Origin of the sequence: Cupriavidus sp. SW-Y-13, assembly GCF_009793345.1 — a bacterium.
Lineage (GTDB): Bacteria > Pseudomonadota > Gammaproteobacteria > Burkholderiales > Burkholderiaceae > Cupriavidus.
On record NZ_WHLX01000001.1, the window covers coordinates 3,511,611 to 3,529,873 of the forward strand.

Consider the following 18,263-nt stretch of genomic DNA (forward strand, 5'->3'; position numbering starts at 1 on the left):
TGCCACCGCCTGCCGAATGCCGACGTTGTCGACGGCGCGAAACGCGGGCCTTGCCGGGAGAGACGTTCCGATGAGTTGGCGCAAATTGCTACCGAGCCCGCGATGGCTGCCTCGCGAGGTGCTGATGCATCCGCATCGCGTGGTGGTAGTGGGTTTCGGTATTGCCATGGTGTTGATGATCAGCGTGGGTGCGCGCGATCTCTACCTGTTGCGTGAACGCGTACTGGGCGCGCGCCAGCATGACCTGACCCTGCGCGCGCTCGGCATCGATGCGGTGATCTCTGCCGAACGTTTCAAGCTCGAATTCGTACGCGACTACGCGCAGCAGCTGATCTCTATCCAGCAAGGTCCCGACGCATTGCCGACCGATACGGTGATCGAGGAAGCCTACGCCGCTCGCAACCACGCCGAATGGACCATGGCGGTCCCCGAGGGCGATGCTTCCGTGGTGGGCGTCTCTGCGGACAGGCTGCATGGCCTGGAGGGATTCGAGCGTCGCGACGCGGATCTGCGTTCGGATCTCTACGCCGCGCGCCAACTCAGCCATGTGCTAGGCATCAGCCAGCGCAGCAACGACGATACCGAGAGCGTCGTCACGTTTATCTCGAGCAACGGCTTCTATGTCACCTATCCGCCGCTGTCCGAGGCCAAGGCCGGCGAGCTGATGCAACGTTTCAGCCAGATGCCCTACTACCGCAATCTGCTGCCCGACCGGAATCCCGAGCGCATCATGCGGCTCGCGCCGATCTACACGCAGTTCGAGAGCACCCGGCAACGCACCACGACGCTGAGCATCCCGGTCTACGTGGGCAATCGTTTTCGTGGCGTGGCGGCGCTCGATGTGGACCTGCCGAAGTTGCGCACGCTGATCGGCGAACCCGAACAGCATGGCGCCGTGCGCTATCTCATGGATCGCAACGGCGCGATCTTCGCAACGAGCGACAGCCGGGAGCGGATCGACCTGCGCTGGCCCGCCGATGTGGGCGCGCGGTGGCGCCACACGTCGCTGGCCGACTTGTTTGCCAAGGGCAACGGCATGCTGCATGTCGATGGGCAATATCTGCTGTTCCAGCAGGCCGGCGGACGCGGCAACTGGCTGATCTTCGAGACCTTCGATGACGCCGATGTCTATCGCGCGGTGTTCCAGCGGACCAGCCTGCCGCTGCTGGCGATCTGGCTGGCGTTGCCGCTGCTGATGCTGGTCACGCTGCGCGTGGTCAACCACCTGTTCAGCCACTACCTTGCCGTCGGTGAAAAGCTGCAGGCGATGGCGGAGACCGACCCGCTCACGGAACTGGCGAATCGTCGATCGTTCAGCAACCGGTTCGCCGTCGAATCCGCGCGGCGGCACCGCGACGGCGAGCCACTGGCCATGCTGATGCTCGATATCGACTTCTTCAAACGCGTGAACGACAGATGGGGCCACGCCAGCGGCGACCAAGTGCTGCAGGCGTTGTCGCACGCGCTGCGCGACAACCTGCGTGAAATGGATGTGCCCGCACGAATCGGTGGCGAGGAGTTCGCAGTGCTGCTGCCGGGCGACACGCTGGCGGAAGCCACCGCTACCGCCGAGCGCCTGCGCGCAATCGTGGAGACGCTCGGCGTTGTACCGGCGCCCGATGCGCCGCCAGCCGGGATGGCCGACGGACGCATCCGCTTCACCGTATCGATTGGCGTCGCAGAAGCCGGGATCGACGGGTGCCAGACACTCGATGCCATGCTGGCGACGGTCGACCGCCGTCTTTATGCCGCCAAGGCAGCGGGACGCAATCAGGTGTGCGCGGCGGATGGGCAGGACGGCAATGCAGCGGCGCCGCCAATCCAGGCATGAGGCAGTTCATGGTCGTCTCCCCAGAAACCAGTGACAGGTCACGCGTACGGTCAGCGCAGCAGGAATGCGATGTCGTCGGCCGTGATGACCGAGACAGGAATACCTTTGCGACGCTGGAACAGGATGTGCTGCTGCACGCGGCTGCGCTGGTCCGCGAACGTGGCCGGATCGATCGGCGTACCAGCGCGCACGTAGTGCTGTACCAGCAGCTTGTAGGCGCGATGGCGGATCTGCAGCGTCTCGTTGTCCGCGCGTAGCCTCTGCCATTCGGAGGGACTCAGATCCAGCGTGTGATTCAGTTCATCGACCGTGCGCGTATGCAGGTCGCGATACAGATCGCGCTCGGCCTCGGCGCGATGCAGCTCGTCGCGCAGCGCCATGATCTTGTGCTGCAGCTTCAGCGTCTGCCCGACCGCTGCCTGCATGCCCTTGGCGGCTTCCAGCGCCTGGTTGGCGGCGGCAACCGTGCTTTTCCACAGGCCGCGATCGGCCCCCACGTCGAGCTCCGGCGGCCAGCCGTCCGACGTCTTGATCGATGTATCCATGCGTGTTGACCCCTTAGACACTCTGCTTCTTTTTTAAAACACCCGACCTACCCGAAACCTGCATTTCCGGATACCCGAGATCCGGAGTGGCCGTCGCCTCGTCGTGCGGCGGTCCTTGTCTGCATGCGGAGGTGTTCCGCATCGTCGTCTGCGCCCGTGTCGGTGCGGCAGATGACCGAAGTCAATCGTAGAGAGATGTCGGACGTCCGCCAAGTCAAAGATGTGCAGATCAGATATGGGACACCCGACGATGCCAAAAAACGACAAGGGCCATGCAGACGGACACCGGCACGGGCCCGCGACACCCACGTAAACCCCGAGCATAAAGCTGTCGTTTTGACAGGAATTTGACAGTTCGGCGCTCCTAGAATCCGGCCCAGGATGCCAATAAAACCCAGGAGACTCACCATGCCCCGCTCGCTTGCCCGATTTACCCACGCCTTCGTTGCCACGGCCACGCTTGCGGCCGCCGTGGTGGCAGCGCCCGCCTACGCGGTGGACAACCTCAAGGTGATGATCGGCGCCAATCCCGGCGGTGGCTACGACCAGACCGGCCGCACCATCGGCGCGGCCATGATTGCGGCGGGCACGGCCAAGAGCGCGTCCTATGACAACAAGGGCGGCGCGGGCGGCACCATCGGCCTGACCCAGTTCGTGAACACGGACAAGGGCAACCCCAATGCGCTGATCGTGACCGGCGCGGTGATGGTGGGTGCGATCGAGACCAACAAGCCGCCCGTGACGCTGAAGAACGCCACGCCAATCGCGCGACTGTTCGCCGACACGATGGTGCTGACGGTGGCGGCCAATTCGCCGATCAAGTCGCTCAAGGACCTGACCACGCAACTGAAGGCCAACCCCGGCAGCGTGAGCTGGGGCGGCGGCTCGAAGGGTTCGATCGACCACATCCTGGCCGGCCTGATTGCCAAGGAAGTGGGCGTGGATCCGAAGAAGGTCAACTACGTGCCGTTTGCCGGCGGTGGCGAGGCATCGGCATCGATCCTGGGCGGCCACGTGACCGTGGGCATCGCTGGCGTTTCCGAATTCCTGCCGTTCATCAAGACGGGCAAGATGCGCGCGCTGGCCGTGACGTCGAAGGACCGCACCGCCGAGATCCCCACGCTCAAGGAGCAAGGCGTGAACGTGGAAATCTACAACTGGCGCGGCGTCTACGGCGCGCCCGGCACCACGCCCGAACAGCGCAAGGCCATGATCGATGCCGTGGTCAAGGGCACCGAGAACAAGGTCTGGAAGGACGCGCTGCAGAAGAACGACTGGACGCCGTTCCTGCTGACCGGCGACGAGTTCGGCAAGTTCGTGGATGCGGAATCCGCGCGCCTGGGTAGCACGCTGCGCGAACTGGGCGTGGCGAAGTAATTCGCGCAAGCACGTCCCGCGCGATTCGCATCACAAGAACGATCCAAGAGATCGGCATGACCGGACGCACCGCGTGGTGCGTCCCCTCGCCTTACCCCACCACATCCCCCGCACAGCGCGGATGGCTCGTTCATCCGGGAGCGCCATCATGAAACCGTCCCACGTCTGCATCGGTGTCGCCGTCCTGGCGCTGTCCGTATTTTTCTTTGCCGGCCTGCCGGGCATTTCGGGCGAGGAAGGCTACGCCGGCCTGTCGCCGCGATTCGTGCCCACACTCGTCGCCATCGGCCTCGCCGTATGCGGTGCGTTGCTGACATGGCAAGGCGTGCGCGGCGGCTTCCGCAACATGCCGGAGGAAGATGCCGAGCTGCCCGCGGCGCCGCACAACTTCAAGGGCTTCCTGTGGGTGGCAGCCGGCCTCGTGGCCAACATGGCACTGATCGGCATGCTGGGTTTCGTGTTCTCGTCGACGCTGATGATGGTGTGCGTGGCACGCGGTTACGGCAGCCGGCGCATCGTGCGCGATGCGCTGATTGGCTTGCTGCTCACGGTGCCGATGTGGGCGCTGTTCGATTTCCTGCTCGGCATCAACCTGCCGCTGCTGCCGGTGGCGGGCTTCTGAGTCCGCACCTGACTGCCAACAACGGGAGGCTTCTGACATGGATACCCTGAACCAACTCATGCACGGCTTTGCCGTGGCCATCACGCCCATCAATCTGCTGTGGGCACTGGTGGGCTGCTTCCTCGGCACCGCCATCGGCGTGCTGCCCGGCATCGGCCCGGCACTGACCGTGGCCATGCTGCTGCCGCTGACCACCAAGGTGGAACCGACTGCCGCGCTGATCATGTTCGCGGGCATCTACTACGGCGCGATGTACGGCGGATCGACGACATCGATCCTGATGAACACGCCAGGCGAATCGTCGACCATGGTCACGGCGATGGAAGGCAACCTGATGGCCAAGAACGGCCGTGCGGGTCCGGCACTCGCCACCGCGGCGATTGGCTCGTTCGTGGCCGGCACGATCGCCACCGTGCTGCTGTCGATGTTCGCGCCGGTGGCGGCGGACGTGGCGCTGCAGTTCGGCCCGGGCGAATACTTCATGATCATGCTGCTGGCCTTCACGACGGTCTCTGCCGTGCTGGGCTCGTCGCTGCTGCGCGGTATGACTGCATTGTTCCTGGGTCTGGGCATCGGCCTGATCGGTATGGACTCGTTGTCGGGCCAGACGCGCTATTCGATGAACGTGCAGGAGTTGTACGACGGTGTGGATATCGTCGTGGTGGCCGTGGGCCTGTTCGCCGTGGGCGAGGCATTGTTCAACGCGTTTTTCCCGCAGCCCGATGGCAGCTTCAACAAGCTCAGTTCGGTGCATATGAATCGCTCGGACTGGAAGCGCTCGGTGCCTGCGTGGATTCGCGGCACGCTGATCGGCTTTCCGTTCGGCCTGATCCCGGCAGGCGGCGCAGAGATTCCCACGTTCCTGTCGTACGCCACCGAGAAGAAGCTGTCCAATCACAAGGAAGAGTTCGGCAAGGTGGGCGCCATCGAAGGCGTGGCGGGTCCCGAGGCAGCCAACAATGCCGCAGTGACGGCCACGCTGGCCCCGCTGCTGACGCTGGGCATTCCTACCTCGAACACGACGGCCATCCTGCTGGCCGCATTCCAGAACTACAACCTGCAGCCGGGTCCGATGCTGTTCCAGACATCGGGCGATCTGGTCTGGGGCCTGCTCGCATCGCTCTACATCGGCAACGTGATGCTGCTGGTGCTGAACCTGCCGGCCATCGGCCTGTGGGTGCGCATGCTGCGCGTGCCCACGCCGCTGCTCTATGGTGGCATTCTGATTTTCGCGGGACTCGGTGCCTATGGCATCCGCCAGTCGTGGTTCGACCTGCTGCTGCTGTTCGTGATCGGACTGCTCGGCATGGCAATGCGCCGTTTCGATTTTCCGACCGCACCAGTCATCGTCGGCCTGATCCTCGGCCCGATGGCCGAGAAGCAGCTGCGCAATGCACTGTCGATTGGCCAGGGCGACTGGAGCCTGTTCGTGAAGCAGCCGATCTCCGCCACGATCCTGGCCATGACGGTGGCCGTGGTGGTGGTGCCGCGCGTGCTGCGCTGGCATGCCACCCGCTCGACGTCGCGTGCGGAGGCCGACAACGCCGCATAAGCGCCGCATGAGCGGTAAGTCCGGCCGGCTGCAGCGCGGCGGGCGCGATTCTGTATCATTGGCGCAAACAACACCTCTGCGCGCCGAGGAGACCGGAACGTGCCTGCCGCCACTTTCACACTTGCCGATATCGAGGCCACGCTTGAGCGCGTGCTTGCGCCCTGGGTGCGCGAGTTGGGCTTGCGCGCCGAAGCCGTGGATGCCAGCGGCGTAACGCTGCGCCTGCCATTTCGCGAGCATTTCCGCCATGCAGGCGGCGTGGTGTGCGGCCAGGTGCTGATGTCGGCCGCCGACACCGCGATGATCGTCGCCATCTCCGCTGCGCTCGGCGAGTTCCGTCCAATGACGACGGTGACCCTCACCACCAACTTCATGCGTCCCGTGATCGATGGCGATGTGCTGGTCCGCGCCAACGTGCTGCGGCTCGGCAAGACGGTCGTGTTCGGCGAGATCGAACTGACCGGCCAGGATGGCAAGCTCGCGGTGCAGGCCACGACGACCTACGCGCTGCTCTGACCGACATGGCATCTTCTTCCTCTTCCCAGATATTCGACCAGGTCGTCTTTGCCGGCGGCGGCAACCGCTGCTGGTGGCAGGCCGGATGGTGGGACACGGTAGCGCCTGAACTGCAACTGCGTCCGCGCGTGATCGCCGGGATCTCGGCTGGGGCCGCCACGGCGTGCATGATTTACGCGCACGATTCGCACCAGACCATGGCGTACTACCGCGATGTGCTGGCCGACAATTCGCGTAATGCCTATTGGGGCAACCTGCTGCGCCGCGAGCGCGTGTTTCCACACTACGGCATCTATCGCAATGCGCTGCTCTCGCTGTTTTCCGACAATCGGCTGGAACGGCTGAAGGGTGCGCCCGAGATTCGCATCGGTGTGGCGCATATCCCGCGCTGGAGCGGTCCGCGCCTTGCAGTGGCGGCCGGGCTGCTCGCGTACAACATCGACAAGCACCTGCTGAAAACGCTGCATCCGCGGCTGGGCCGCTCGCTTGGGTTTCGCCCCGAGTTCGTGCGCGCGCAGGATTGCCGTTCGCCCGAGGACCTTGCCGATCTATTGCTGCAATCGGCATCGACGCCGCCCTTCACGCCCGTGCTGCGACGCAATGGCCGCGCGGTGCTCGATGGTGGCCTGGTGGACAACGTACCCGTGGATGCGCTCGACGATGCACCGGGCAATGTGCTGGTGCTGGTGACGCGTCTCTATCCGCGTCCGCGCCGCTTCATCGTCGAGACGGGCGGCCAGCGCCGCCTTTATCTGCAACCTTCGCAACGCGTGCCGATTTCAAGCTGGGACTATACGAAGCCCCAGGCGATGACACACGCATACGACCTGGGCCGGCGTGACGCCGAGACATTCCTGCGCGAATGGCCCGATATCAGGAAGGATTTACTGCCGGCGCAATAAGCCCGTTGTCTTCGGGGAACGCGCTGCCATGGCGCCGGTCGATCGTTTGGTAGGCGGCAACTGCCGCGAGAGCCAAGGAGGCATGAATGACAAAGCGTCAGGCATCACCCGAGATCGTCTTGCAGACAACTACGCAGACAACTACCCAGGCATCCACCCGTCCCCGCAGGCGGGCCAGCGAGGTCAGCGCCGAACCCGTCGTGGAGCGCGTACCGCGCAAACGCGATGCCCGCTCGAAGATGCGCGAGGCCGACCTTGTCGTGATCGGCGCGGGTTCGGGCGGCGTGGCTGCCGCGCGGCGTGCTGCGTCGCATGGCGCGCGCGTGATCCTTGTGGAGCGTGACGCCATCGGCGGCACCTGTGTCAACCGGGGATGCGTGCCGAAGAAGATGCTGTCGTACGGTGCAGGCTGGGCGTCGATTCTCTCCACGTGCCTGTCGCACACAGGCGGCAAGGAAGACTGGCGCGATGCCATCGTGCGCGTGAATGCCGAGGTGGCGCGCCTCAATGCGTCGTACAAGCAGCGCCTCAATGAAGCAGGCGTCGAGATCTGGCACGGTGAAGCGCAATTCAACGATCGCGGCGATATCGTCGTCGGCAACGAAGTCATCCGCGCAAAGAAGACGCTGATCGCCACGGGCGCGCGTCCCGTGCCGCTGCCGGTGCCGGGCGGCGAACTCGTGACCTCCTCCGACGATGTGTTCACGTGGCAGACCGTACCCGCTTCCATCGTCGTGATCGGCGGTGGTTACATCGCTGTGGAGATGGCTTCGATTCTCTCGCGCTACGGCGTGAAAGTAGACCTGCTCGTGCGAGAGGACAGGCTGCTGAAACGCTTCGATCACGACATTGCAGCAGCGCTTGCCGATGCGTTGGTGGCCAAGGGCGTGCGCATCCACTTCCGCGCGGAAGTCACGATGGTCTCGCAATCGAACGGCGCGATGGACGTCTGCTACAAGCAGGAGAACAATCCGGGCCGCATGCAAACGGTTCGCGCACAAGCGGCGCTGGCCGCGATAGGACGCAAGGCGAATGTGGACGGACTCGGTCTGGAAGCGCTGGGCGTCAAGCTCGACGAGCACGGCGGTGTGCGCGTGGATCGGCAGTTCCGCAGCTCGGTGCGCGCAATTCACGCCATCGGTGATTGCATGGCCGGCAACATCCACCTGACACCGGTTGCCGTGGCACAGGGCCGCTGGCTGGCGGATCGACTCTTCGACAAGCGCGGCGATATTGCTGATTTCGATGCCGTGCCCACCGCGGTGTTTTGCGAACCAGCCATCGGTGCGGTGGGCCTGACAGAGGCCGAAGCCATTGAGGCCGCCGGCGGCAAGGCCGATCGCGTGCGGACCGAAATCAAGCGATTTGTCTCGCTCGAAAGCCGCTTCGGCGGCGTGCCGCAACAATCGGTCTTCAAGCTCGTGTTCAATGCACGCAGTGGCCGCGTCCTTGGCGCGCATTTGATGGATGGCGCGGCGCCGGAGATCATCCAGGTCTTTGCCGTGGCGCTGCGGCTCGGCGTGAAAGCCTCGCATCTGAAGACGACGATGCCGCTGCATCCCACGGTGGCGGAAGAACTGTTCGGCTAGGCAGGCAGGCCCATGCAAAAAGGCCACGCGATATGCCGCGTGGCCTTTTTGCCTAACACCAATCCTTCAGCGTGCCGACACACGCTCGACGTCAGGCAGTTTCCACTCCTTGTCGAAGAACGGCTTCTCCGGACCATAGAGACGGAACAGCAATTCGAAGCTGCCCTTCGGATCGGTTGAGACCCAGTTGGCTTCCTTGCCCTTGGGCGCCTTCGGGCCGAAGTAGACTTCGACCACGCCATCGTTTTCCTTCTGCACACCCGTCGTCGTCGATGCCACGCTCGCGCGCGGCACATTGCGAATCAGCGCGTGCGTATTGCGGTCATAGGCCGTGACCGACCAATACTGCTTGACCGGCGGATTCGCGGGCACGCGCAGGCGATACGTCTGCTTGCCATCCAGCGCCTTGCCGTCCTTGTCCTTGTTCACCATGAGATAGAACTGCGCGGTGCCGATGCGCTTGATGCCCGTGAAGCCCAGCGTGTAGGTCACGCCGCGCGCATCGACCGGATACTCGTCGACGTTGCCGTAACCGGTGGACACGGCACGAATCACCTCCGGCATCGCCGCAGGGAACCAGCGGTACTCGGGCACCATGCGATAGAAGCCCAGGTCATAGCGTGCGGATAGCTCCTTGTTAGCTTGTCGCGCAGCGGCATCGAGCGCCTTCTGCATATTGGCGTCGGGCTGATACGGCTTGCCCTTTTCGATGCCAAGCGTCTTGAGCTGATCGATCATCACGCGGTCGCGCTGGATCCACGGCTCCTTCTGCACCACGTCGTTGAGCGTCTTGAAGAACGATGCGTCATAACGAATCGTCGAATCGAATGGTACGTCGTAGGCATCGGTGAAGCGCGTCGGCGTCGGCGCACTGGCCTGCGACAGCGGATAGATCTTGACGCGCTTTCCGTACGCCACCGCTTTCGCCACATCGGCTTCACTGTGGCTAGCCAGGTTCGAGCGCATCAGCGCGAAGCCACCATAGGTGTCCGAACGCAGCACGACATAACCTTCAGGCGGCGTGTCACGATAATCCGGCGGCAGAATCAGATACTTGCCACCCTTCCCCTTGTCCGCGCCATCGGGACCGGCATCTTCGAGCGGCATCTGCCACGTCGTCACGATATTGGCTGCCAGTGAGCCACCCTCGGCCGGCGGAATGTCGATCACGAGCGGCCCCGAGACCTTCGTGTTCACGAATGACATGAAGTAGATCGAATCCGGATTCGGCGTCAGCGTCTGGTTCTTCCAGTTCACAGGCTCCGACCAGTAAACGATTTCGTTCTCTTTGGCCGACGTACTACGCAACATTGCCTGCACCATCAACTCGGTGTTGACCGCCGGCATCCCCCAGATCACTGCCTCCACGGCACGGCGCTGTACCGGGTCATTCGAGGTGCCCGGCGAAGCAGCCCCCGCATGGGTTGCCGCCACACCGGCAAGTATCAGGATGGAAGTAAGCGCTTTCCGCATGGTGATCTCGCATCGTATGAATGCGGATGAGCGTAACGCAGCCAAGTGCCTGCGCAGCAGCGTGGCGATGTGAATGTTTTCGGGGGCGGTGTTAAGTGGAATCCCCAAACGGAATCCCCAAACGCAAAAACGGACGCCGAAGCGTCCGTTTTCATGTTCTGGTGGCCTGGGACGGAATCGAACCGCCGACACAAGGATTTTCAATCCTCTGCTCTACCGACTGAGCTACCGGGCCAAAGAAGCGAAACTATAACTGCCAGTATCGCCCTCGTCAAGCGTTTTGTGGCCGGGTCACTGTTCCGGCGGTTCAGGCTTGTTGCGGCCCAGTTCCACGCCGAGCTGCTTGAGCTTGCGGTAGAGGTGGGTGCGTTCGAGGCCGGTCTTTTCGGCGACGCGCGTCATGCTGCCGTGTTCGCGCACCAGGTGGTATTCGAAGTACGCGCGTTCGAACAGGTCGCGTGCTTCGCGCAGCGGCATGTCGAACGAGAAGTGCATTTCGCCTTCCGGGACGCCGCGTGACGGATTGCCATTGACCGTGGCTTCGGCCGGGAGCGTCTCCACGGGGAGGGTATCCGCACTGGCCGCGTCGGGCACGCTTTCGGGGGCTGCGGTCGTGGCGGGCGCGGACGGTGCGCTGCGCGGACGCTCCACGCCCTTCGCCAGGCCCGCTTCCACGGCCGACAGCAGCTTCTGCAGCGCAATCGGCTTTTCCAGGAAATTCAGTGCGCCGATCTTGGTGGCCTCGACAGCCGTATCGATCGTGGCATGCCCGGACATCATGATGACCGGCATCGACAGGTAGCCCTGTGCGGACCATTCCTTGAGCAGCGTGACGCCATCGGTATCCGGCATCCAGATATCGAGCAGCACCAGGTCAGGCGTAGCGGACGCGCGGAACTCGCGGGCCTGCTGGGCGTTTTCGGCCAGCTCCACCACATGTCCTTCGTCACTGAGGATTTCCGAGAGCAACTCCCGGATACCCATTTCATCATCGACTACGAGGATCGTTGCCATACTTCCCCTCTTAACCCCACCGCAGCGCGACCGGAGGCACCGGCGCGCAAGATTGACTAAGGCAGCTTAACGAACAGGATCGAGATCTGCGCTCCCGCGATCTCGGTGCCGTTCATGCGGTTGCGCAGTTCGATCCGCGCACCATGTTCGTCAATGATCTTTTTCACCATCGCAAGCCCCAGACCCGTACCCTTGGCTTTCGTGGTCACGTACGGCTCGAACGCACGGCTCAGGATGCGTGGTGCGAATCCGGGACCATTGTCCGTAATGGACAACTTGACGGCTCTCCGGTCTTCGCCGGCAGAATCTTTGTATTCTACAGTCTCGGTGTGCAGAGTGATATGGGGCGCCGCCCTACCGGCCGCCACGTTGTCTGCCGCCGCATCCTGCGCATTCTGCAACAGGTTGTGGATCACCTGCCGCAGTTGCGTCGGATCGCCCTTTATTTCAGGCAAATCACGGGCCAGCGTCGGATGAATCACCGGATGCTCATGCACGTTCGGATCGTCGATGCCATACAGATGCAAGACTTCTGCCACCAGGCTGTTCAGCGCCAGTGACTGCATCACCGCCGGCGGCGTCCGCGCGTAATCGCGGAAGTCGTCCACCATGCGTTTCATCGCCGCCACCTGGTTAACGATCGTTGCAGCCCCGCGCTTTAGCACTTCGGCGTCGGAGACCTCCAGTTTCGGCGACAGCTTCATCTGCAACCGCTCGGCGGAAAGCTGGATCGGGGTCAGCGGATTCTTGATTTCATGGGCCAGGCGCCGCGCTACCTCGCCCCATGCCACGGAGCGCTGGGCCGAGATCACGTCGGAAATATCGTCGAACACCACCACGTAGCCCGGCTCGTCGCGGCTGGCGCCCGGCAGGTGGGCGCCGCGCACCAGTAGCGTGAGCGGTTGTTCCTCACCCTGGGGCAGTTCGATCTGTTTCTGCCAATGCTGCGCGCCGCCGAGCACCTCGCTGGTGGTCTGCTCGGAAAACGCCTGGCGCACGATGTCGGCAAAATCGCCCATGCCCGGAATCTGCTCCACGGGCTGGCCCAGCACACCGGCAAACGGCTGCCGGAAGATTCGCTCGGCGCCGGGGTTGGCCGTGATCAGCGTGAAGCGCCGATCGAACACGAGCACGCCGGCTGTCAGATTCTGCAGCACGCTTTCGAGATAGGCTTTCGATTGCTCCAGCGCCACGCGGTTATCTTCTACCGCGATGCGCGCTTCGGACAACTGCCGTGTCATCTGGTTGAACTGCTGTGTGAGTTGTCCGAGTTCGTCGCGGCTTTTCAGTTCACGCTTGGGAGAGAGATCGCCCTCGGCGACCTCCTTCGTTCCCTGCAGCAGCATCAGCAACGGACGCGCAAGCTGCCCGCCCAGCAGCAGCGCCAGCATCACGGCAATGAACACGGCCAGGAACAGCGTCAGCGTCAGCGTGCCGATGTACATCTTGCGCAGGCCAGTGCGGCCAAGCGCCTTCTCCTGGTATTCCTGGTAGGCACGCTGGACTTCGTCCGCATTGCGCGCCAGCACTGCCGGCACGGGGTGCAGTACCTGCAGGTAACGTTCCTCGCGTACCGTGTCGCCGATCAGTCCGAAGCCTGTAGCCGGCGCATCCTCGGGACGCCGTTCGACGGAGAGTCCAGAGCCTGCCCAGCGGCTGCCTATCGACGACTGGGGCCGTGGCCTTGCAGCCGTTGCCGCACTGGCCTGCGGCGGTTCGTCCGACGCGGCTGGCGCCGGCCCAAGCGGAATGATGACGCGGATGCGGTACAGGTGGCTGCTGTCGATATTGACGGGCTTCTCGCCAGCGGACGGGTCGGTGCCGCCTTCCACAGCCGCGTAGCCGCCGGCCATGCGCGCCTGCTCGGCGAGTACACCCGACGGAATATCGGGTACGAGCGAAGCATAGCTGCTCGATGCCGTGGCCAACACGCGCCCGCTGCCCGTGAAGATCGCGGCTTCCTGCACGCCATACTGCTCGCGCAGTCGATTCAGTTGCAGTGAGGTGGCCATGCCCGAGGCGCCGGTGAGCTGGTCCGCCATGAGCCGTGCCTTGCCCTGCAGATCGGCCAGTTGGCTGTCGATTGTCGAGCGGCCCAGGTTCAGGCCCGCTTCCAGGGCTGTCTCCACGCGCACGTCGAACCACGATTCGATACTGCGCGAGACGAACTGCAGCGACACCAGGTAAATCAGCACGCCTGGCAGCACGCCCACCACGCCGAAGAACACGGCGAGCTTGCTCATCAGCCGCGTGCCGAACTTGCCGCGCCGGTAGCGGATATAGAGCGTCAGCGCGAGCGCGCCCACCGTCAGGACCAGCAAGACCCCGACGACGAGGTTGATCTTGAAAAGCAGCGTGAAATAGCGGTCGAAGAACTCGGTATTGGCGGAAGCCCCGGCGAGCAGGCCCACAAGCACCAGGGCGAGGAAGACGATGATCCCCACCACCACGCGATACAGCATGCGGCGGAACCTGCTGTCCCACGGATTTCCGTTCATGGCTGGCTGGCCGGCTGCACCAGCTGATTCGGGGACAGTGCGTTCGACAAGGTCTGCGCGAACGGTGTACGTGCGTCAGCCGATGGGGCAGGTGCAGGAGCGGTGGAAGACGCGCCCGGCATCGCGGGCGGTGCGGGTGGCGCCACGGGCGGCGGCGCTGGCGCGGGCACCGGCTGCGGGGTGTCGAAGTTCGTCGGCACGGTGTAGTTGAAGCGCTTCCATTCGGAAGACAGGTTCCAGTCGCGTGTATTCACCGCGTTGACCTGGAACGGCTTGGGGAGCTGGCTCAGGTCGAGCCGCATGCGTGTCTCCACGTGATACGTCTCGCCCGGCTTGACGTCGCGGCGCTCGAAGACTCGCCATCCGCGCACTTGCTGGATGAACTGCAGCGCGCCCTTGAGCCGATTGAACGGCAGTTGCAGGCCGCCCGTGGAAACGCGGTACTGGCGCGTCAGCGGCTGGTACGAAAGCCGCACCGAGCGCGTGATGTTGACCGGCTTCTCGTCGAACCAGTACCAGCGGGGCCGCGACAGCTGGAAATCGACCACGAAATAGAGCGAGATACCTTTATGCAGCGCGTCTTCCAAAGCCGGGGGCAGATCGAAGTCGAACGACGTGGCGAGCTCGAACGCGCCGTCCGTGTACTCGATGCGTGCGTCATTGGTTTCGATCAATTGCGCGCGGGCCGGAAGCATCTGCACGCCGAGTATCAGCACCAGCAGCACGGCCAGTGCCCATGCGCGTACCGCGCGGCCTGGGGCACATAGGTCGGACAGGCGCTGCAGGCTGGGCATCGGTGGAAGTATCAGGCGCGTTTCTGGAAGCGGGCGTAGTAGAAGCCATCGTGATCCGACGGCAGGCTTGCCTTGCCGGCGATGTCGCTGCCAGCCGTTTCAGGCGCCTCGATACCGGGCAGGAGCTGGCCCGGCGCCTGCAATCGTATCGCATCTGGCAGCTGCGCACCAAACCAGCGCGCCTGCTCTTCGCCTTCCGTTGGGAAAATAGAACAGGTGACATATACGAGGATGCCGCCCGGTTTCAGCAGCGGCCAGAGCTGCGAGACGATGCGACGCTGCTCGGTCATCAGCTTGGCGATATCGGTCTCGCGGCGCAGCCAGCGGATGTCCGGATGGCGGCGCACGATGCCCGATGCGGAGCATGGTACATCGGCCAGGATGCGGTCGAACTGCTGCCCGTCCCACCAGTCCTTTGGGCGGCTGGCATCGCCGACGATGACCTCGGCACGCTGCTCCAGGCGAGCGAGGTTGTCGTGGATGCGCGCGGCGCGCTGTGCATCGCTTTCCACGGCGGTCACGTGGATATCGGCCAGTTCGAGCAGATGGCCCGTCTTGCCGCCCGGTGCCGCGCAGGCGTCGAGCACGCGCATGCCGTCGGCGACTTCGCACAGCGGAGCCGCCAGTTGCGCGCCGGCATCCTGCACCGAAACGTCGCCCTCGGCAAAGCCGGGAATCTGCGATACCGGAAACGCACGCACCAGGCGCACGGCCTGGTCGCCCACGGCGGTGCCGGCCATGCCCGCGTTGGCCAGTGCTTGCAGATAGTCCTTCACCGAAATACGGCGCGTGTTGACGCGCAACGTCATCGGGGGCCGCGCGTTGACGGTGTCGGCCAATGTGCTCCATTGATCGGGGTAAGCCTGGCGCAGCATCTTCAGCCACCAGTGCGGCAGGTTCCAGCGCGCTTCATCGTCCTTGAGGGCGGCGGCCAGCAGCAGTTTCTGCTCGCGCAGGAATCGGCGCAGCACGGCGTTGACCAGGCCGCGCGCATGCGCAGTCTTGGGTTCGGATGCCGCAGCGCTCACGGCCTGGTCCACCACCGTGAACGACGAATAACCGCCCCGGCCCACCTTGGTGCCGTCACCGTCCTCACCTTCAAGCAGCAGCGCCAGCGCCACGGCCAACAGGGAGTCGACCAGCGCGCCGGGCGGCCGCGTCACCAGTTGCGTGACGAGTGCGCGCGTGGTGCCGAACTGGCGCACCGACCGATAGGCCAGGTCCTGGATGGCGCCGCGTGTGGCGGCGTCGCGCACGCGGTCCAGCCGCAAGTGCGTGGCAACATCCTCGATGGCCTGCGGCAAGGCCGTGCCTTCGTTTACGCCGCGAACAGCCGCGGCGGCACCGAGCATCTGGAAGGCAAGGGAATCGTGTTGCAGGCGCATGGGGAAATACCGAAAAGACCGAAAAGCGGTGAAAAAACGACGTGAGAAGATCGGCGGATACAAAAATGCCCGCCGGTCCCTGAGGGAACCCAGCGGGCAGTTTACCCGTTGTCGCCGGATAGACCGGCAAACCCGTCGATCAGGCGGGGTACGTGCCCGTCTGCGCCATGTGCATCAGGCGCGCAATGCGCTCTTCCGTGGCCGGGTGGGTCGAGAAGAGATTGGCGATGCCGCCACCGGACAGCGGGTTCATGATCATCATCTGCGCGGTGGCGGGGTGTTCCTCCGCTGCCTGGAACGGAATGCCCTGTGCATAGCGATGGATCTCGTCCAGCGCGCTGGCCAGCGCCTGCGGATCGCCACTGATCTCGGCACCGCCCCGGTCTGCCTCGAACTCGCGGGCGCGCGAAATCGCCATCTGGATCAGCGATGCGGCCAGCGGCGCCAGCAGGGCCACCGCGATGCCCGCGATGGGGTTGGTACGGTTGCCGTTCTGGTCGCGCCCGCCGAAGAACATCGCCATGTTGGCCAGCGCCGAAATGGCACCGGCCATCGTCGCGGCGATCGTCGAAGTCAGGATGTCACGGTGGCGTACATGCGCCAGTTCGTGCGCCATCACGCCGCGCAATTCGCGGTCGGACAGTACGCGCAGGATGCCGGTGGTGGCCGCCACGGCAGCGTGCTCGGGATTGCGGCCCGTGGCAAACGCGTTCGGCGCGTCCTCGTTGATCAAATACACGCGCGGCATGGGCAGGCCGGCGCGCTGGGCCAGGTCCTGCACCATGTTGTAGAACTGCGGCGCGGTGCTGGCGTCCACTTCCTGCGCGTTGTACATGCGCAGCACCATCTTGTCCGAGAACCAGTAGGAAAAGAAATTCATCCCGAGTGCTATCAGCAGCGCGAACATCATGCCGCTACGGCCAGCGATCATGCCGCCGATGACGATGAACAGCGCGGTGATCGCTGCCATCAGCATGAAGGTCTTGACCCAGTTGAACATGGCTTTGGTCTCCAGATCCAAATCGTCCAGTACGCGTACCCGCCCCTGCGGACGCGATGACGGTTAGATAGGGCCAGGACTCCAGAAATTCAATGTCGTTCGCAGGGTTTCAGGCGCGGCATGTGGCATGTCAGGCGCTCAGGCCGCACCCGGCACCAGGCAGCGCGTGCCGGCGGGCAGCGGCATGCCTTGCAGGAACTGCTGCGCGGGCTGGCGCCGACCGCCCGGCTTCTGCAACTCGGTCACCTGCAACGCACTTCCGTCGCCGCACGCGATGATCACGCCGGCGGCGTCGGCAGCCAGCACGGTGCCCGGCGGCTGGGACTGCCCTGCCGGCGCGGCCAGCGGCAGGGCCTGCCAGCACTTGATGACGGTGTCGCCCACCTGGATCGTGGCGCCCGGGAACGGATTGAATGCGCGCACCTGGTTCGCCAACTGCGCCGCCGGGCGTGTGAGATCGAGCGGTGCCTCTTCCTTGGCGATCTTCTCGGCATACGTCACGCCGGCTTCGGGCTGCGGCGTGGCGGTCAGCGGCTGGCCGGCAGCGAGCTGGCGCAACGCATCGACGATCATCCGGCCCCCCATTTCGGCCAGCGTGTCATGCAGGCTGCCCGTGGTGTCCTGCTGACCGATGGCCACGGCTTCGCGCGTGAGCATGTCACCGGTATCCAGGCCCTCGTCCATCTGCATCAGCGTGATGCCCGTCTCGGCGTCCCCGGCCTCGATCGCGCGATGGATGGGTGCCGCGCCGCGCCAGCGTGGCAGCAGCGAGCCGTGGATATTCAGGCAGCCCAGGCGCGGCAGTTCCAGGACTTCCTTCGGCAGGATCAGGCCATACGCGGCCACCACCATCACATCGGGCGCAATCTGCGCGAGCGTGTCCACGGCGGCCCCGGCCTCTTCGGGGTACTTGCCGTGGCGGCGTAGCGAGCGGGGTTGCAGCACGGGGCCGAATCCCGTTTCCACGGCAAACTGCTTGACCGGGCTGGCCTGCAGTTGCATGCCGCGGCCGGCGGGACGGTCGGGCTGGGTCAGCACGGCCACCACCGGAAACCCGGCAGCGTGGATGGCTTCCAGGGCGACACGCGCGAATTCGGGCGTGCCGGCAAACGCGACGCGCAGTGGCTGGACTTGGGTCATGGCAACAATACGGAGTCAAAACGAC

General features: G+C 64.4%; 15 protein-coding genes and 1 tRNA gene. 7 read left to right on the forward strand and 9 right to left on the reverse strand.

Annotated features, from left to right (window positions below; translation table 11 throughout):
- The first annotated feature begins 70 nt into the window (after positions 1 to 70).
- Complete coding sequence (locus GA566_RS15725; protein ID WP_160473161.1) at positions 71 to 1,831, forward strand: diguanylate cyclase; 1,761 nt, start codon at positions 71 to 73, stop codon at positions 1,829 to 1,831.
- Between the two features lie 50 nt (positions 1,832 to 1,881).
- On the opposite strand, the gene GA566_RS15730 is transcribed toward GA566_RS15725, so the two are convergent.
- Complete coding sequence (locus tag GA566_RS15730; protein WP_137926030.1) at positions 1,882 to 2,376, reverse strand: hypothetical protein; 495 nt, start codon at positions 2,374 to 2,376, stop codon at positions 1,882 to 1,884.
- A 408-nt stretch (positions 2,377 to 2,784) separates the two neighbouring features.
- Between GA566_RS15730 and GA566_RS15735 the strand changes: the two genes are divergently transcribed.
- The 6 genes from GA566_RS15735 to GA566_RS15760 all read left to right on the forward strand — a co-directional run bounded on the left by GA566_RS15735 (position 2,785) and on the right by GA566_RS15760 (position 8,934).
- Entirely contained in the window at positions 2,785 to 3,753 is a 969-nt protein-coding gene (locus GA566_RS15735) for a tripartite tricarboxylate transporter substrate binding protein (RefSeq protein ID WP_137926029.1), read from the forward strand.
- Positions 3,754 to 3,901: 148 nt separating this feature from the next.
- A complete protein-coding gene (locus GA566_RS15740) occupies positions 3,902 to 4,375 on the forward strand; it encodes a tripartite tricarboxylate transporter TctB family protein (protein WP_137926028.1) in 474 nt (157 codons plus the stop codon).
- A 37-nt stretch (positions 4,376 to 4,412) separates the two neighbouring features.
- A complete protein-coding gene (locus tag GA566_RS15745; protein WP_137926027.1) occupies positions 4,413 to 5,927 on the forward strand; it encodes a tripartite tricarboxylate transporter permease in 1,515 nt (504 codons plus the stop codon).
- 99 nt (positions 5,928 to 6,026) lie between these two features.
- Positions 6,027 to 6,443, forward strand: coding sequence for a PaaI family thioesterase (locus GA566_RS15750; protein WP_137926026.1), 417 nt, complete (start codon positions 6,027 to 6,029; stop codon positions 6,441 to 6,443).
- Between the two features lie 5 nt (positions 6,444 to 6,448).
- Positions 6,449 to 7,345 (forward strand): patatin-like phospholipase family protein, encoded by an 897-nt coding sequence (locus tag GA566_RS15755; RefSeq protein WP_137926025.1) that lies wholly within the window; start codon positions 6,449 to 6,451, stop codon positions 7,343 to 7,345.
- Between the two features lie 86 nt (positions 7,346 to 7,431).
- On the forward strand, positions 7,432 to 8,934 hold the full coding sequence (locus GA566_RS15760; protein WP_137926024.1) for an NAD(P)/FAD-dependent oxidoreductase: 1,503 nt from the start codon (positions 7,432 to 7,434) through the stop codon (positions 8,932 to 8,934).
- Between the two features lie 66 nt (positions 8,935 to 9,000).
- On the opposite strand, the gene GA566_RS15765 is transcribed toward GA566_RS15760, so the two are convergent.
- The 8 genes from GA566_RS15765 to fmt form a co-directional block, all read right to left on the reverse strand.
- Complete coding sequence (locus GA566_RS15765; protein ID WP_137926023.1) at positions 9,001 to 10,407, reverse strand: DUF1254 domain-containing protein; 1,407 nt, start codon at positions 10,405 to 10,407, stop codon at positions 9,001 to 9,003.
- A gap of 159 nt (positions 10,408 to 10,566) precedes the next feature.
- A tRNA-Phe gene (locus GA566_RS15770) sits at positions 10,567 to 10,642 on the reverse strand.
- A gap of 56 nt (positions 10,643 to 10,698) precedes the next feature.
- Positions 10,699 to 11,421: a response regulator gene (locus GA566_RS15775; RefSeq protein ID WP_160473162.1), complete on the reverse strand. Its 723-nt coding sequence runs from the start codon at positions 11,419 to 11,421 to the stop codon at positions 10,699 to 10,701.
- Between the two features lie 56 nt (positions 11,422 to 11,477).
- The gene (locus tag GA566_RS15780; protein ID WP_137926021.1) at positions 11,478 to 13,919 is read right to left on the reverse strand and encodes a PAS domain-containing sensor histidine kinase; all 2,442 of its coding nucleotides are present in this window, start codon (positions 13,917 to 13,919) and stop codon (positions 11,478 to 11,480) included.
- Positions 13,916 to 14,713, reverse strand: coding sequence for a DUF4390 domain-containing protein (locus tag GA566_RS15785; RefSeq protein WP_137926020.1), 798 nt, complete (start codon positions 14,711 to 14,713; stop codon positions 13,916 to 13,918). Before GA566_RS15785 ends, GA566_RS15780 begins: the two co-directional genes overlap by 4 nt.
- A gap of 11 nt (positions 14,714 to 14,724) precedes the next feature.
- A complete protein-coding gene (rsmB, locus tag GA566_RS15790) occupies positions 14,725 to 16,098 on the reverse strand; it encodes a 16S rRNA (cytosine(967)-C(5))-methyltransferase RsmB (RefSeq protein WP_160473163.1) in 1,374 nt (457 codons plus the stop codon).
- 139 nt (positions 16,099 to 16,237) lie between these two features.
- Entirely contained in the window at positions 16,238 to 17,098 is an 861-nt protein-coding gene (gene htpX / locus GA566_RS15795; protein ID WP_160473164.1) for a zinc metalloprotease HtpX, read from the reverse strand.
- Positions 17,099 to 17,236: 138 nt separating this feature from the next.
- Positions 17,237 to 18,238: a methionyl-tRNA formyltransferase gene (gene fmt / locus GA566_RS15800; RefSeq protein WP_160473165.1), complete on the reverse strand. Its 1,002-nt coding sequence runs from the start codon at positions 18,236 to 18,238 to the stop codon at positions 17,237 to 17,239.
- Positions 18,239 to 18,263: the final 25 nt, after the last annotated feature.